The following is a 16,315-nucleotide window of genomic DNA, read 5'->3' as shown; positions in this document are numbered from 1 at the left end:
AATGCAATAAGTTCAACCTACATTAGAATTTAGGCCTCTTTTCTTATTGATAGAGTTAAGTAGAATAGAGGCTACAACATAAAGTGGGTATATTTTTGAATGGACTCTAAATCTTCACAACGCTCCGGATTCGGTTACTTTTTCTACGGTATAGAGCTAGCCTTAACACCCGGCATTCGCCGTTTTGTTCTTTTTCCGCTATTAGCTAATATTTTTCTCGTAGGCGGCGCACTGTTTTACCTCTTCTCTAATATGGACGCTTGGGTAACACAGTGGATGGGACAACTCCCTGAGTTTCTTTCATGGCTAAGCTACATACTTTGGCCATTGATTGTGATTACCATCTTAGCCACTTTCTCCTATTTCTTTAGTACACTTGCTAACTTTATTGCAGCGCCCTTTAATGGGTTGCTTGCAGAAAAAGTAGAAGAGCATTTGATAGGTAATGCGATAAATGAAGATGGATTTCTTGCTTTAGTTAAAGATTTGCCGCGTATTTTTGCAAGAGAGTGGCGAAAGCTGCTTTATATTATTCCAAAAGCTCTTGGCCTGTTCATTCTTCTATTGATCCCCGCACTCGGGCAGACAATTGGTCCGTTTGTTTGGTTTATATTTACCGCATGGATGCTATCAGTTCAGTATTGTGACTACCCTTTTGATAATCACAAAATTGAATTCAAACAAATGCGTAACAATTTGAAACAAAATCAAACTAAAACCTATAGCTTTGGTTCCCTTGTTGCCGTATTTACCACCATTCCAATCCTAAACCTCATTGTTATGCCTGTCGCAGTGTGCGGGGCAACGGCTATGTGGGTAGCGGAATATAAACAGCAAAATCAATAAGTCTCTGACGCGCTAGTAAATCCTTTGTTTACTGGCGCATATGCTTAATAACCTGCTTTGCTTCTATATGTTATAACTTTTTAATCCTTTTCCGTTTTTTACTTAGCGCATATTCTTCTAAACGTATTCACAAAACGTGTAATGAAGGAACATCGACATGAGCAAGATCTACGAAGACAATTCACAAACTATTGGTAACACTCCACTTGTACGCTTGAACAAAGTAAGTAATGGGAAAGTACTTGCTAAAGTAGAATCACGTAACCCTAGCTTCAGTGTTAAATGCCGTATTGGCGCGAACATGATTTGGGAAGCTGAAAAAGCAGGCACACTTAAAGAGGGTGTTGAACTTGTTGAGCCAACCAGTGGTAATACAGGTATTGCCTTGGCATTCGTAGCCGCAGCTCGTGGGTATAAGCTTACTCTTACTATGCCAGAATCAATGAGCCTTGAGCGCCGTAAACTGCTTAAAGCTCTGGGTGCAAAACTTGAGCTAACAGAAGCGGCAAAAGGCATGAAAGGCGCAATCGCAAAAGCCGAAGAAATTGTTGCAGCTAATCCTGACAAGTTTTTACTACTTCAACAGTTCAACAACCCTGCTAACCCACAAATTCACGAAAAGACAACTGGGCCTGAAATCTGGGATGCAACTGACGGCCAGATTGATGTGTTCGTTGCAGGTGTTGGTACTGGTGGTACTATCACAGGTACAAGCCGCTATATTAAAGGTGAAAAAGGCAAAGCAATCACTTCTGTTGCTGTTGAACCTGCTGAGTCTCCAGTCATCGCGCAAGTACTTGCTGGCGAAGAGGTCAAACCTGCTCCGCATAAAATTCAAGGTATTGGTGCTGGCTTCATTCCAGAAAACCTAGATTTAGAGCTTTTAGACCGAGTAGAAGCCGTAACTTCTGAAGAAGCTATCGCAATGGCTCAACGTTTAATGGAAGAAGAAGGAATCCTTGCTGGTATCTCTTCTGGCGCAGCGGTTGTCGCAGCGAATAGACTAGCAGAACTTCCTGAATTTGAAGGAAAAACCATTGTAACTGTACTACCAAGCTCAGGTGAACGTTACCTAAGTACGGCACTATTTGCAGGTATCTTTGGTGAGAAAGAGAACCAACAGTAATATGTGGTCAAATCAATATTTGAGATAAAAAAGCCCCTTTTAGGGGCTTTTTTGTTGATCCTTGCCGCACCTTTGGTACTATCAAGCCTGTTTTATTTTTCGCTTCAAAATAAAGAAGCAATAAACATATTTAGACGATGACGAATTTCAGCATAGATTGAATTCGTGATTGCATAACTTTAATCAAGTATCAGTTCTGACACGCAAACGACGTTACTCAGGTAGCAGAAAATCGTTGAACGAGTTAAGCTAAATCTAGATTAATAAACTAACAAAAAATAAATCAATTGGGGTAATAACATGTACGAGAAGCAAGTAGAAATCACAGCAGAAAATGGCCTTCACACTCGTCCGGCTGCACAGTTCGTTAAAGAAGCTAAAAGTTTTGACGCGGACATCACTGTGACTTCTAGCGGCAAAAGTGCTAGCGCGAAAAGCCTTTTCAAGCTACAAACTCTTGGCCTAGTTAAAGGTACTAAAGTAACAATTTCAGCTGAAGGCCCTCAAGCTCAACAAGCTGTTGACCACCTAGTAGCACTAATGGATCAGCTTCACTAATCCAGCCTCCTATTTTTAAAGCCATTTTGTGGAAACAAAATGGCTTTATTGGAAATAGGTTAATATATGAGCTACAACTTATCGTTAGCACTTTTAGTTATACTCTCCCGTTTACAGTTGACCAATTTAAGGTAAGGCTATGATTTCAGGCATCCTAGCATCTCCAGGTATTGCTTTTGGTAAAGCACTACTTCTTCAAGAAGATGAAATTGTCCTAAATACTCACACTATTTCAGACGACCAAGTCGAAGCTCAAGTTCAATGCTTCTTTGACGCACGTAACAAATCCTCAGCACAGTTAGAAACGGTCAAGCAAAAAGCACTTGAAACGTTCGGTGAAGAAAAAGAGGCGATCTTTGAAGGTCACATCATGCTTCTTGAAGATGAAGAGCTAGAGGAAGAAATCCTAGCACTCATCAAGAAAGACAAAATGCATGCTGATAACGCGATTTACACCGTTATCGAAGAGCAAGCATGTGCTCTAGAATCTCTAGACGACGAATACCTAAAAGAACGTGCAACGGATATCCGCGATATCGGTACACGTTTTGTTAAAAATGCACTAGGCATCAACATCGTTTCACTAAGTGATATCGATGAGCAAGTTATCCTAGTTGCTTACGATTTAACGCCATCAGAAACTGCGCAAATCAACCTAGACTACGTTCTTGGTTTCGCATGTGACATCGGCGGTCGTACATCACATACTTCAATCATGGCACGTTCACTTGAGCTTCCAGCTATCGTTGGTACTAACGATATCACTAAGCAAGTTAAGAACGGTGACATGCTTGTGCTAGATGCGATGAATAATAAAATCATCATCAATCCTTCTGAAGCTGAACTAGACGCAGCTAAAAAAATCAAAGCTGATTTTGAAGCAGAAGCGACTGAGCTAGCAAAACTTAAAGACTTACACGCTGAAACTCTAGACGGACACCGTGTAGAAGTTTGTGGCAACATCGGTACGGTAAAAGACTGTGATGGTATTTTACGTAACGGTGGCGAAGGTGTTGGTCTGTACCGTACTGAATTCCTATTTATGGACCGTACAGCACTTCCTACTGAAGAAGAGCAATACGTTGCTTACAAAGAAGTCGCTGAAGCAATGAACGGTGAGTCAGTGATTATCCGTACTATGGATATCGGTGGCGATAAAGATCTTCCTTATATGGATCTTCCACAAGAGATGAACCCTTTCCTAGGCTGGCGTGCAGTACGTATCAGCTTGGACCGTCGTGAAATTCTACGCGATCAGCTACGTGGTATCCTACGTGCATCTGCACACGGTAAACTACGCATCATGTTCCCAATGATCATCTCTATCGAAGAGATTCGTGAGCTTAAGAAAGCTATCGAAGAGTACAAAGTTGAACTTCGTGCTGAAGGTCATGCATTTGATGAAGAGATCGAAATTGGCGTTATGGTTGAAACACCAGCTGCAGCGGCAATCGCACACCACCTTGCAAAAGAAGTGGCTTTCTTCTCTATCGGTACTAACGATTTAACTCAGTACACACTAGCAGTTGACCGTGGTAACGAGATGATTTCTCACCTTTACAACCCACTATCTCCAGCGGTTCTTCTTGTTATCAAACAAGTAATCGAGGCTTCTCATAAAGAAGGCAAGTGGACTGGTATGTGTGGTGAATTAGCGGGTGATGAGCGTGCAACGCTGCTTCTTCTTGGTATGGGTCTAGATGAGTTCTCAATGAGCGGTATCTCTATCCCTAAAGTGAAGAAAGTTATCCGTAACTCTAACTTCGCTGAAGTGAAGAAAATGGCTGAAGAAGCACTTTCTCTACCAACCGCTGCTGAAATTGAAGCGTGTGTAGATAAGTTCATTGCGGAAAAAACTCAATAATCTGCTTATACCCATTATCATAAGCGACAAATAGATATAGGCGACTAAAAGTAGTCGTCTATTGTTTATGATTGGTATACTATATTTCGACAGAATAAAACTAAACGTTAGGAGCATGACACAATGGGTCTGTTTGACAAACTTAAGAAGCTTGTATCTGATGACAGCGCTGATGCTGGTGCAATCGAAATCATCGCACCTCTTTCAGGTGAAATCGTAAATATCGAAGATGTGCCAGATGTGGTTTTCGCTGAGAAAATCGTTGGTGACGGTATCGCGATTAAGCCAGCTGGCGACAAAATGGTAGCTCCAGTTAACGGTACTATCGGTAAGATCTTTGAAACTAACCACGCATTCTCAATTGAGTCTGACGATGGCGTTGAGCTATTTGTTCACTTCGGTATCGATACTGTTGAACTAAAAGGCGAAGGCTTCACTCGTGTTGCTGAAGAAGGTCAATCTGTTAAAGCTGGTGACACTATCATCACTTTCGACCTAGCGCTTCTAGAAGAGAAAGCGAAATCAACACTAACACCTGTTGTTATCTCTAACATGGACGAAATCAAAGAGCTAAACAAGCTTTCTGGTTCTGTAACTGTTGGCGAAAATCCTGTACTACGTGTAACTAAGTAATCATTACTTAATTACAACGAGTACAAAAAACGCTGCCTCTTGCAGCGTTTTTTTATATCTGTTAATCATGCAGATTTACAAAGTAGCTCTACTTCAAACCAACCGCATATTTCAATACTTCATTTTTAAGCGCACCAGAATTATCTGCCAATTTCAGCAAGCCATTTCTCACTAATTTGGTTACTGGATTTTGAGAGCGAAATCCTTTGTAGAAAACATCCATTCCTGTCTGCATTAGCAAGTTGTCACGACGACGCTGTTTCTCATACTTAACTAAGTGCTCGGAAGCAATCACCTGCTCTTCCGTTTCATCGAGTAACGCGACGACATCCCTAAAACCAAGATTGACTCCCTGCCCTGCTAAAGGGTTAATCGTATGCGCGGCATCGCCAACCAAAATACATCGATTTTTAATATACTGCTGTGCATGGCGACGAGTTAATGGAAATGACCCACTCTCTATCACCTTAATATCACCAAGTTCAGCAGGAAAGTGACTTAGGACTTGTTCTTTAAGTGTGTCGTTGTCCATCGCATTAAGCTGACGGATACGCTTAGGTGAGTCATACCATACTAGTGAACCATTCTTACCCGGTAAGGGGAGAAACGAGCGAGGACCTGATGGCAAAAACTGCTGCCAAGTAATGTCTTGTTGAGCTTTTTCCGTTTCCACATTGATTAGCATGCAATGCTGTCGATAATCCCACGCAGTAACACCTATTCCAGCGAGCTGCCTAACTTGAGAGTTTGCACCATCCGCGCCAATAACCCATTCAGCTTCGAATTGTTCGCCGGACTCAAGTGTCACTAAATTAGTGCTACCAAATTCAATACCTTTCAGCTGCTCAGGACAAAGCACCGTTAAATTAGAATGGTTAGAGAACTCTTTCCACAGGCCGAGCTGAATCAGGCGATTTTCAACAATATAGCCAAGCTCTGTTAATCCAAGAGAGTCAGAATGGAACCGAGTTCTGCACTCTGGATGTTCCCATGTCTCTAATCGTTTGTATGGACAAACACGCATTGCTAATGTGTGTTGCCAAGCGCCCAAACGCTGCAGTAACGAAACAGACGCATGAGAAATTGCTGAGACGCGAATATCATGTGGCTGCTCAGCGTCATAATTTTCTGGCTGCTTATTTTCGATAACAACCACTTCACGACCTTGTTTGGCAAACCCTAAAGCAACAGCGGCACCGACCATACCACCACCCACCACTGCAATTTCGTACTTTTTCATATGCTATTAACCAACACCGTCATAAAACAAAGCTATTCGCTGAAAATTTATTGTACGTTTTCATCACCATAATGGAAGCCTCATTAGATAACTTCATTAGTGGTTATTTATATCTCATATTCTGGATTGTTTGATTTTGCCTAACCACTGGTCAGCCTGTATTGAAAGCAGTACAATACGCGGCTTTCCGCCCAAACCCGTTTTTCAGGTGTGTTAAGGGTGGAAAAGTACTGGGCGATTTGCTCCCTTAATTTAAACTAACGATCGAGCGAACAGAGATGAGTAAGAAACTACTAATTAAAACTTGGGGTTGTCAGATGAACGAATACGATTCATCAAAAATGGCTGACCTCTTGAATGCTGCCAATGGCTACGAACTAACCGAAGATCCAAACGAGGCAGATGTACTTCTACTCAATACCTGTTCTATTCGTGAAAAAGCGCAAGAGAAAGTATTCCACCAGCTTGGTCGTTGGAAAACACTAAAAGATAAAAAAGAAGGCGTCGTTATTGGCGTCGGCGGTTGTGTAGCAACTCAGGAAGGCGATCACATTCGTAAACGAGCACCATTTGTCGACGTTATTTTCGGCCCACAAACACTGCACCGCTTACCACAGATGATCGCATCATCGCTGTCAAACGAAGCGCCAGTAATGGATATCTCTTTTCCAGAAATTGAAAAGTTCGATAACTTACCAGAGCCAAGAGCTGATGGCGCAACTGCATTCGTATCGATCATGGAAGGTTGCTCTAAGTACTGTACGTACTGCGTAGTACCGTACACGCGTGGCGAAGAAGTTAGCCGTCCAATGGATGACGTTCTTTTTGAAGTGGCACAACTGGCAGAACAAGGTGTACGTGAAGTCAACCTACTAGGGCAAAACGTTAACGCTTTCCGTGGCCCTATGCACGATGGTGATATCTGCTCTTTTGCGGATCTGCTTCGTCTTGTTGCTTCTATCGATGGTATTGATCGTATTCGTTTTACAACAAGCCATCCGCTTGAGTTTACTGACGATATCGTCGCTGTTTATGAAGATACCCCAGAGCTAGTTAGCTTTTTACACTTGCCCGTACAAAGTGGTAGTGATCGTATTCTTACTATGATGAAGCGCCCTCACACTGCTATCGAATATAAATCAATTATTCGTAAGCTGCGTAAAGCGCGTCCAGACATTCAAATTAGTTCTGACTTTATCGTTGCTTTCCCAGGTGAGAGCGATAAGGATTTCCAAGACACTATGAAGCTTATCAAAGAAGTCGATTTCGATATGAGCTTTAGCTTCGTCTTCTCAGCTCGCCCTGGCACACCTGCAGCTGATTACCCATGCGACATTCCTGAACAAACTAAGAAAGATCGTTTGTGGGAACTGCAGCAGCAAGTTAACAGCCAAGCTATGCGTTTCTCTCGCCTAATGCTTGGTACTGAACAGCGTATTCTGGTCGAAGGTCCATCGAAGAAAAATCTTATGGAGCTTCGTGGACGCACCGAAAATAGCCGAGTGGTAAACTTCGAAGGCTCTGCCGATCTTATTGGACAGTTTGTTGATGTGAAAATTACCGACGTGATGACGAACTCTTTACGTGGTGAATTTATTAGATCTGAGAGTGAAATGGATCTTCGCAATGTGACCTCTCCGTCAGAAATGATAGAAAAGACCCGCAGAGAAGACGATCTAGGTGTAGCGACTTTTACACCATAAGCTAAAATGTCAAAAGAAGCCTAATGTGGATTGGGCTTCTTTATCATGATCAGACAGTGAGGCAACATTGAGCAATAAAATCGTTACACTAGAAATTAATCTAGAACCTTCAGACAACCGCCGACTGGCTAGTTTATGCGGTCCTTTCGATGACAATATCAAGCATTTAGAACGTCGACTGGGCGTTGAAATCAACCATCGAAATAACTTCTTCACCATCGTTGGCAAGCCTCATACCGCTGCAGCTGCACTTGATATCCTAAAAACACTTTATGTCGATACAACGCCAGTTCGTGGCAATATCCCTGATATTGAACCAGAACATATTCACCTAAATGTGAAACAGTCAGGCATCCTTGAGCAAACAGAAGAGTCAACTCTGGATCATGGTAAAGAAGTCTTTATCAAGACCAAAAAAGGTGTCATTAAACCTCGTACGCCAAATCAAGGCCAATATCTGGTCAACATGGTCACCCATGATATTAGTTTTGGTATAGGGCCAGCAGGTACAGGTAAGACATACCTTGCTGTTGCGGCGGCTGTCGATGCGCTCGAACGACAAGAGATCCGTCGAATCTTACTTACTCGTCCTGCGGTTGAAGCAGGCGAGAAGCTAGGTTTTCTTCCTGGTGATCTTAGCCAGAAAGTCGACCCGTACCTACGTCCCCTTTATGATGCTCTGTTCGAGATGCTTGGTTTTGAAAAAGTAGAGAAGCTGATAGAGCGTAACGTTATTGAAGTAGCGCCTCTTGCTTATATGCGCGGACGTACATTAAATGATGCCTTTATCATTCTTGATGAAAGCCAAAATACTACCGTTGAACAGATGAAAATGTTCTTAACTCGTATTGGCTTTAATTCACGTGCCGTCATTACCGGTGACGTTACGCAAATCGATTTACCTCGCGGCGCACGCTCTGGATTACGACACGCTATCGAAGTATTAAATGATGTCGATGAGATAAGCTTTAACTTCTTCCTGGCCGATGATGTTGTTCGCCACCCTGTCGTAGCTCGTATCGTAAATGCTTACGAAAAATGGGAAACACAAGATCAGAAAGAGCGTAAAGAGTATGAAAAACGCCGTCGCGAAGAGCGTGAAGCGTCATTAGCAGAAGCAACAGCATCTCAAACTTCTTTACAGGCATCGTCAAAAGTACAAGAGCCAAACAAGTCATGAGCATTGAACTAGATCTACAGGTCGCAGTAGAAGATGAAAAAGGTTTGCCTTCTGAGGCTGATATTCATCTGTGGTTAAGCAAAGCTGTGACAAACTTTCAATCTCAAGCTGAAGTCACAATTCGTATCGTAGATACGCAAGAGAGCCATGAACTGAACCATCAATACCGAGGAAAAGACAAGCCAACAAACGTGCTATCTTTTCCATTCGAAGCGCCACCAGGTATTGAGCTGGACCTTCTTGGAGACTTGATTATTTGTCGCCAAGTCGTCGAGCAAGAAGCTCAGGAACAAAATAAGCCTTTGATGGCACACTGGGCGCATATGGTTGTACATGGTAGCTTGCATCTGCTAGGTTATGATCATATTAATGATGAAGAAGCAGAAGAGATGGAGTCTCTAGAGACCGAATTTTTAATATCTATGGGCTTTAACGACCCATATATAGATGAGAAGCTTTAAAGTAGTCGTAAAGATTGCTAAAAACTAAACATAGTTATTAATATATGCCTTCGAGTGCGCTAAATTTCGCAGGCATCATGTGTGCTATCACACTTTTGATAGCGTTATAGATATGAGAAACAATGAACGAAGAGAATCCTCCCCCTTCGCCGGAAGGTAAAAAAGAAAAGGCTGAAGGTCCGAGTAGAAAGTCCTTTTTAGGACGTATTGGACAACTTTTTCAAGCAGAGCCCAAAGATCGTCAAGAACTGGTTGATGTAATTCGAGACTCTGAAGAAAATGATTTAATTGACCATGACACGCGCGATATGCTCGAAGGTGTTATGGAAATATCTGAAATGCGAGTTCGTGACATCATGATACCTCGTTCGCAGATGGTCACCGTGGATAAAAGCGATGATCTTGATGCGCTCATAACCCTCATCACGGATGCAGCACACTCTCGATACCCAGTGATCAGCGAAGATAAAGATCATGTTGAAGGTATTCTGCTCGCCAAAGACTTATTAAAATACTTAGGCTCCGGCAGCGCTCCTTTTACTATCGAGCAAGTTATTCGCCCAGCAGTTGTTGTTCCTGAGAGTAAACGTGTTGATCGTTTGCTTAAAGAGTTCCGTGAAGAACGTTATCATATGGCGATTGTCGTTGATGAGTTTGGAGGCGTCTCTGGCTTGGTAACGATCGAAGACATTTTAGAAGAGATCGTTGGTGAAATTGAAGACGAGTTTGATGATGAAGAAGAAGTCGAAATTCGTAAGCTGAGTAAACACACGTTTGCTGTCAAAGCGCTAACAACAATCGAAGAGTTTAACGATACCTTCCAAACAAGCTTCAGTGATGATGAAGTGGATACCGTTGGAGGACTTGTTATGAGCACTTTAGGTCACTTGCCATCGCGCGGAGAAGTGGTTGAAATTGACCACTACACCTTTAAAGTAGCAGCCGCTGATAATCGTCGCGTACTGCAATTACAAGTTACCGTTCCCGATGAAGAACCACTTCCTCAACCGATGGAAGAGTAAACTTACTTTATATTTTCGCAAAAGCTTTACCGAGAAAACAATAGATGACTAACCAGATTATTCATCGCCTAATACGGCCTTTAGGGGCCGTTTTTGTTGGCGCTTTAACAACCCTTTCATTCGCCCCTTATCAAATTTGGCCACTGGCCATTGTTAGCCCTCTACTACTTTTATTGCTGCTTCAGGGGCAATCACCAAAGCGTGGCTTTTTCATTGGTTACGCTTGGGGGATCGGCCTTTTTGCAACAGGAATTAGCTGGGTTCACATCAGCATAGATGTCTTCGGAGGAATGCCTAAAATAGCGGGTATTGCATTAATGGCACTGCTCATTGGCTATTTGGCACTCTATAGCGGGCTTTTTTCTTGGGCAATGAATCGATTTTTTCCTGTAGCTAGTCTGCATCGCTTCTTTCTAGCTGCACCCGCGTTATGGCTAATTACTGATTGGCTCAGAGGCTGGGTAATGACTGGGTTTCCGTGGTTATGGCTTGGCTACAGTCAAATAGACTCCCCACTGGCAAACTTTGCACCGATCGGTGGCGTTGAACTTATCACCTTACTGCTTATTCTATCTTCGGCAGCATTTGCGTTTGCTATTTTAAAGCGCTCATGGTCAATATTACTGATTCCGACTGTGGTTTTATTCTCGGGTTTTGGACTTAGAAATGTAGATTGGGTTGTTCCAAATCCAGATCAAACAACGAAAGTCGCACTGATCCAAGGAAATGTAGATCAAGCGAGTAAATGGCTGCCGAGTCAACGTTGGCCAACCATTATGAAGTACGTCGATTATAGTCGTGAAAACTGGGACGCTGACGTCATCATTTGGCCTGAAGCGGCAATCCCTGCTTTTGAATTTGAAATTCCATCGTTTCTACGAAACCTAGACGAGTCGGCAAAACAAAATCAAAGTGCAATTATCACTGGTGTCGTTAACAAGGGTGATAATAACGATTTCTATAACAGTGTACTTGCCATTGGTGCGACACCGTACGGAGAATACAGCTATGACCCAAGTGAGCGATACCACAAGCATCATCTATTGCCGTTTGGTGAGTTCGTTCCTTTTGAAAGTATACTCAGACCATTAGCACCGTTTTTCAATCTGCCTATGTCTTCATTCAGTAGAGGAGACTTTGTTCAGCCAAATATTGTTGCAAATGGCCGCCACATGGCTCCAGCGCTCTGTTATGAGATTATTTTCAACGAGCAGGTCAGACAAAACATCACCGATGACACCGACTTTATTCTGACTCTTTCTAACGATGCTTGGTTTGGCGATTCAATTGGACCTTTACAGCACATGGAAATAGCGAGAATGCGAGCCCGTGAACTGGGCAAGCCGCTAATACGTTCAACCAATAATGGTGTCACTGCAGTAACTGATTACAAAGGTAATATCATTGAACAGGTTGAACAATTTGAAACAGTCGTTCTAAAAGCCACTATGCACTCTACCTCTGGTCAAACTCCGTATCGAAACCTTGGAACGTGGCCGTTGTATATTTGGGTTTTAGTCAGTTTAGTTCTGGCAGGAATCACTGCGCGTAAATTGAGCACTCGTAACGAAAGTTAATTCATAAATGGAATATTGAAAATAAGGCACTGACGATACACAGTATTGTCGGTGCCTTACTATTTAAAACTCAAAGTAAGGCATCGACTAACTGCATTGAAACACTCGGAGTTTAAAAGCTAAGGTTTTAATGCTTGGCGACTAAATCCTGTATGACCACACTTTGTACATGAAATAACCGTTGTCGGGTGGTTGTACTGCACCTTGTGCCCACACTCATCACACACTAGTATCCCAAGTCCTATCATATCCCCAGCTTGATACAGCCCTTGATGGTCAAGATCTTGAAATAACTCCACCCATTCAACTTTAGTTCGGTCCGTAATATCTAGTAGCCCTTGCCAAATCGAATCTGAGATCATTAGTGAAAATGGGCTGCCCTTGCTCTCTTCATAGTTGTCAGCAAACTCCTTAAAATCGTACTTTAGATAAGCAGAGATCAAGGATAATTCATCTTTAGTCATGTCGTTAGCAGCACTGACTACCTTAGCCGACGTTTCAAAAACATGGTTAATTTCTTCAGGGCTACTTTTCAATGTATCGACAACTTCTTCGAACATCTCTTCGTAACCAGCTTTATGTTTTGGCATAACAGACCCCTTCAAGCAGATTGGCTATTGTTGTACTTCGCTCCTTTAGGTATTCTATGTCGATCTACTCGTATCTGTTCTAACCGAACTCACAAATTCCAAGATAACCGGATATCATCGATGCAAGAGCAATATAACCCGCAAGATATTGAACAAAAAGTTCAGCAGCACTGGGACAACAACAAGACCTTTGTTGTAAGTGAAGACCCAAATAAAGAAAAATTCTACTGTCTCTCCATGTTCCCTTACCCAAGTGGTCGACTGCACATGGGTCACGTGCGCAACTACACCATCGGTGATGTGGTTTCTCGTTTTCAGCGCCTACAGGGTAAAAATGTAATGCAACCAATCGGTTGGGATGCATTTGGCCTACCAGCAGAGAATGCAGCAGTGAAGAACAACACTGCTCCTGCGCCGTGGACATATGAAAATATCGAATACATGAAAAACCAGCTTAAACTTTTAGGCTTTGGTTACGATTGGAGCCGTGAATTCGCGACATGTACCCCTGAGTACTACCGTTGGGAACAAGAGTTCTTCACTAAGCTTTACGAGAAAGGCTTAGTTTACAAAAAGACCTCTTCTGTTAACTGGTGTCCAAATGACCAAACTGTACTTGCTAATGAGCAAGTAGAAGACGGCTGCTGCTGGCGTTGTGATACACCAGTAGAGCAAAAAAAGATTCCACAGTGGTTCATTAAGATCACTGAGTACGCTCAAGAGCTACTTGATGACCTAGACAATCTTGACGGTTGGCCTGAAATGGTGAAAACCATGCAACGCAACTGGATTGGTCGCTCTGAAGGTGTTGAGCTATCTTTCGCCGTTAACGGTGAAGAAGCGCCTCTAGAAGTGTACACCACGCGTCCTGATACGCTAATGGGCGTATCTTACGTAGGTATCGCTGCTGGTCACCCTCTTGCAGAGAAAGCTTCTGAGAACAACGCTGAGCTTGCAGCATTCGTTGAAGAGTGTCGCAACACCAAAGTTGCAGAAGCTGAATTAGCAACAATGGAAAAAAAAGGTATGGATACCGGCCTAACGGCTATCCACCCTCTTAACGGTCGCGTTGTTCCTGTTTACGTCGCTAACTTCGTTCTTATGGATTACGGCACAGGTGCGGTAATGGCGGTTCCTGCTCACGATCAACGTGACTACGAATTTGCAACGAAATACGGTATCGACATCATTCCAGTAATCAAACCACAAGATGGTTCTGAACTAGACATTTCTGAAGCGGCTTATACTGAGAAAGGCGTATTGTTTGATTCTGGTGAGTTCGACGGTCTTGAATTCCAAGCTGCATTCGATGCTATTTCAGCGAAATTAGAAGCAGACGGCAAAGGCAAGAAAACAGTCAATTTCCGTCTACGTGACTGGGGCGTATCTCGTCAGCGCTATTGGGGTGCTCCAATCCCAATGGTCACAACGGAAGACGGTCAAGTTCACCCAGTACCAGCAGATCAACTTCCAGTTATTCTTCCTGAAGATGTTGTGATGGATGGCGTTACAAGCCCAATCAAAGCAGATAAATCTTGGGCAGAAACGACGTTCAACGGTGAGCCTGCACTACGTGAAACCGACACATTTGATACCTTCATGGAATCATCTTGGTACTACGCTCGTTACTGTTCTCCACAAGCTGATGATATTCTAGACCCAGAAAAAGCAAACTACTGGCTACCTGTTGACCAATATATTGGCGGTATCGAGCACGCATGTATGCACTTGCTTTACTCTCGATTCTTCCACAAATTATTACGTGACGCAGGTTACGTAACGTCTGACGAACCATACAAGAAGCTACTTTGCCAAGGCATGGTACTGGCAGATGCGTTCTACCACGAAAACGACAAAGGCACTAAGGAGTGGATTGCTCCAACAGATGTTGAAATCGAACGTGATGGTAAAGGTCGAATTGAAAAAGCAGTAGACAACCAAGGTCGTAACGTTGCGCACTCAGGCATGATTAAAATGTCTAAGTCGAAAAACAACGGTATCGATCCACAACAGATGGTTGATAAATACGGCGCGGATACCGTTCGTCTATTTATGATGTTTGCATCCCCTGCGGATATGACACTTGAGTGGCAAGAGTCAGGCGTTGAAGGTGCTAACCGCTTCCTGAAACGTGTTTGGAAACTGGTTCATGCACACTCTTCAAAAGGTGCGGCTGAATCTGTAGATGTTGCTTCACTGTCTGGCGACCAAAAAGCACTTCGTCGTGATGTTCATAAGACTATCGCGAAAGTGACGGATGATATTGACCGCCGTCAGACCTTCAACACGGCAATCGCTGCCATCATGGAGCTAATGAACAAACTAGCGAAAGCGCCTCAAGCTAATGCACAAGACCGTGCAATTCTTGATGAAGCACTGAAAGCCGTTGTTCGTATGCTTTACCCGATGACACCGCATATCTCTTACGAAATGTGGATGGCTCTTGGTGAATCAAATGTAGATTCAGCAACATGGCCAACATTCGATGAGAAAGCCTTAGTTGAAGACGAGAAAACTATTGTTGTGATGATCAATGGTAAACTTCGTGCGAAACTTCAGGTTGCCGCTGATATTACAGAAGAAGCAGTGAAAGAGCTTGGTCTGAACGATGAGAATGCAATTAAATTCTTAGATGGTTTAACTATCCGTAAAGTGATTTACGTACCAGGTAAGCTTCTAAATATCGTTGCTAACTAATTTAGTCGAAAACTATATAAAACAAGCAGGGTGTTCACTCACTCTGCTTACTTATCTAATCGCTCGATTCGTCTTACGAAACACGAGCAATTAGATAAGTTTTTTAATTAATGAGAGCCTCCTACAAATGCGCCTGACTTCTAACTCATTTAAACTCGCTTGTATCGTATTAACCGCGAGCCTTCTTTCCGCTTGTGGATTTCAATTAAGAGGCGACTACTCCGTACCAGAAGAGCTATCAACCATTTCTGTCACCAGTTATGATCAATACAGCACCTTCACACGTGTAGTTAAAAACCAATTCCGCCTTAACGATGTTGAGCTAGTAACTCCAAGTGAAGATACACCAAATATCCACTTGCTAGGTGAAGGTGTTGGGGAGCGTACACTTTCTCTTTACCAAAATACTCGTGCCGCTGAAATAGAGCTCACATTTTATGCTTCATACCGAGTCACTATTCCTGAAGTCGGCGAGAAAACTTTTTCAACCAGTGTCACTCGTAGCTACCTCGATAACCCGTTAACTGCATTAGCAAAATCAGTTGAACGTGACATGATTGAAGATGAAATGCGTAAGCTTGCATCAACTCAAATTATTCGCCAAATGGCTCGTTTAAGAGCTGATATTGAGCTTCATGAGCGCTGTCTTGAAGAGCAATTTGTTCCAAACAGCAAAACTTACGAAGATGAATGTATTACTGAAGTATTTAATCGTCAGCTGCAAACTCTTGATGACAAAAAAGTTGTAACCGAGGAAGCAACTCTTGAGTTCGAAGAAAATATCGAAATTGATACTGACACCAATACCGAGCAGTAGG

At 42.8% G+C, this 16,315-nt stretch carries 14 protein-coding genes; 12 read left to right on the top strand and 2 right to left on the bottom strand.

Annotation, left to right across the window (positions count from 1 at the left end; all coding sequences use genetic code 11):
- Positions 1 to 99 precede the first annotated feature (99 nt).
- The 5 genes from cysZ (at position 100) to crr (ending at position 5,027) form a co-directional block, all read left to right on the top strand.
- Positions 100 to 846 carry a sulfate transporter CysZ gene (gene cysZ / locus L4D20_RS22210; RefSeq protein ID WP_428803763.1) on the top strand — a complete coding sequence of 249 codons (747 nt, stop codon included), beginning with the start codon at positions 100 to 102 and terminating at the stop codon, positions 844 to 846.
- 157 nt (positions 847 to 1,003) lie between these two features.
- Positions 1,004 to 1,972, top strand: a complete 969-nt coding sequence (gene cysK, locus L4D20_RS22205; RefSeq protein WP_428803762.1) for a cysteine synthase A — start codon at positions 1,004 to 1,006, stop codon at positions 1,970 to 1,972.
- Between the two features lie 300 nt (positions 1,973 to 2,272).
- On the top strand, positions 2,273 to 2,530 hold the full coding sequence (locus tag L4D20_RS22200) for an HPr family phosphocarrier protein (protein ID WP_428803761.1): 258 nt from the start codon (positions 2,273 to 2,275) through the stop codon (positions 2,528 to 2,530).
- A gap of 139 nt (positions 2,531 to 2,669) precedes the next feature.
- The gene (gene ptsI / locus L4D20_RS22195) at positions 2,670 to 4,394 is read left to right on the top strand and encodes a phosphoenolpyruvate-protein phosphotransferase PtsI (RefSeq protein WP_428803760.1); all 1,725 of its coding nucleotides are present in this window, start codon (positions 2,670 to 2,672) and stop codon (positions 4,392 to 4,394) included.
- Between the two features lie 123 nt (positions 4,395 to 4,517).
- Complete coding sequence (gene crr, locus L4D20_RS22190) at positions 4,518 to 5,027, top strand: PTS glucose transporter subunit IIA (RefSeq protein ID WP_017034689.1); 510 nt, start codon at positions 4,518 to 4,520, stop codon at positions 5,025 to 5,027.
- An 88-nt stretch (positions 5,028 to 5,115) separates the two neighbouring features.
- Here the strand turns inward: crr and L4D20_RS22185 are convergent, their stop codons facing one another.
- Positions 5,116 to 6,267 (bottom strand): 2-octaprenyl-3-methyl-6-methoxy-1,4-benzoquinol hydroxylase, encoded by a 1,152-nt coding sequence (locus L4D20_RS22185; protein ID WP_428803759.1) that lies wholly within the window; start codon positions 6,265 to 6,267, stop codon positions 5,116 to 5,118.
- Between the two features lie 278 nt (positions 6,268 to 6,545).
- On the opposite strand from L4D20_RS22185, the gene miaB reads away from it, so the two are divergent.
- The 5 genes from miaB to lnt all read left to right on the top strand — a co-directional run bounded on the left by miaB (position 6,546) and on the right by lnt (position 12,210).
- On the top strand, positions 6,546 to 7,970 hold the full coding sequence (gene miaB / locus L4D20_RS22180; protein WP_428803758.1) for a tRNA (N6-isopentenyl adenosine(37)-C2)-methylthiotransferase MiaB: 1,425 nt from the start codon (positions 6,546 to 6,548) through the stop codon (positions 7,968 to 7,970).
- A gap of 67 nt (positions 7,971 to 8,037) precedes the next feature.
- Positions 8,038 to 9,150 (top strand): PhoH family protein, encoded by a 1,113-nt coding sequence (locus L4D20_RS22175; RefSeq protein ID WP_428803757.1) that lies wholly within the window; start codon positions 8,038 to 8,040, stop codon positions 9,148 to 9,150.
- Complete coding sequence (ybeY, locus tag L4D20_RS22170) at positions 9,147 to 9,611, top strand: rRNA maturation RNase YbeY (RefSeq protein ID WP_428803756.1); 465 nt, start codon at positions 9,147 to 9,149, stop codon at positions 9,609 to 9,611. Before L4D20_RS22175 ends, ybeY begins: the two co-directional genes overlap by 4 nt.
- A gap of 122 nt (positions 9,612 to 9,733) precedes the next feature.
- Positions 9,734 to 10,633 (top strand): CNNM family magnesium/cobalt transport protein CorC, encoded by a 900-nt coding sequence (corC, locus tag L4D20_RS22165; protein WP_428803755.1) that lies wholly within the window; start codon positions 9,734 to 9,736, stop codon positions 10,631 to 10,633.
- Positions 10,634 to 10,677: 44 nt separating this feature from the next.
- Positions 10,678 to 12,210, top strand: a complete 1,533-nt coding sequence (gene lnt, locus L4D20_RS22160; RefSeq protein ID WP_428803754.1) for an apolipoprotein N-acyltransferase — start codon at positions 10,678 to 10,680, stop codon at positions 12,208 to 12,210.
- A 119-nt stretch (positions 12,211 to 12,329) separates the two neighbouring features.
- Here lnt and L4D20_RS22155 read toward each other — a convergent pair whose 3' ends face one another.
- Positions 12,330 to 12,800: a zinc ribbon-containing protein gene (locus L4D20_RS22155; RefSeq protein ID WP_428803753.1), complete on the bottom strand. Its 471-nt coding sequence runs from the start codon at positions 12,798 to 12,800 to the stop codon at positions 12,330 to 12,332.
- A 120-nt stretch (positions 12,801 to 12,920) separates the two neighbouring features.
- On the opposite strand from L4D20_RS22155, the gene leuS reads away from it, so the two are divergent.
- Both leuS and L4D20_RS22145 read left to right on the top strand, forming a co-directional pair.
- Complete coding sequence (gene leuS, locus L4D20_RS22150; RefSeq protein ID WP_428803752.1) at positions 12,921 to 15,497, top strand: leucine--tRNA ligase; 2,577 nt, start codon at positions 12,921 to 12,923, stop codon at positions 15,495 to 15,497.
- A gap of 127 nt (positions 15,498 to 15,624) precedes the next feature.
- A complete protein-coding gene (locus tag L4D20_RS22145; protein WP_428803751.1) occupies positions 15,625 to 16,314 on the top strand; it encodes an LPS-assembly lipoprotein LptE in 690 nt (229 codons plus the stop codon).
- The last annotated feature ends 1 nt before the right edge of the window (position 16,315 follow it).

Origin of the sequence: Vibrio kyushuensis, from assembly GCF_050337325.1 — a bacterium.
In the GTDB taxonomy this organism is placed as follows: Bacteria; Pseudomonadota; Gammaproteobacteria; order Enterobacterales; family Vibrionaceae; genus Vibrio; species Vibrio kyushuensis.
Note: the sequence above shows the minus strand (reverse complement) of the source record. Positions and strands in the feature narration are given on the sequence as shown.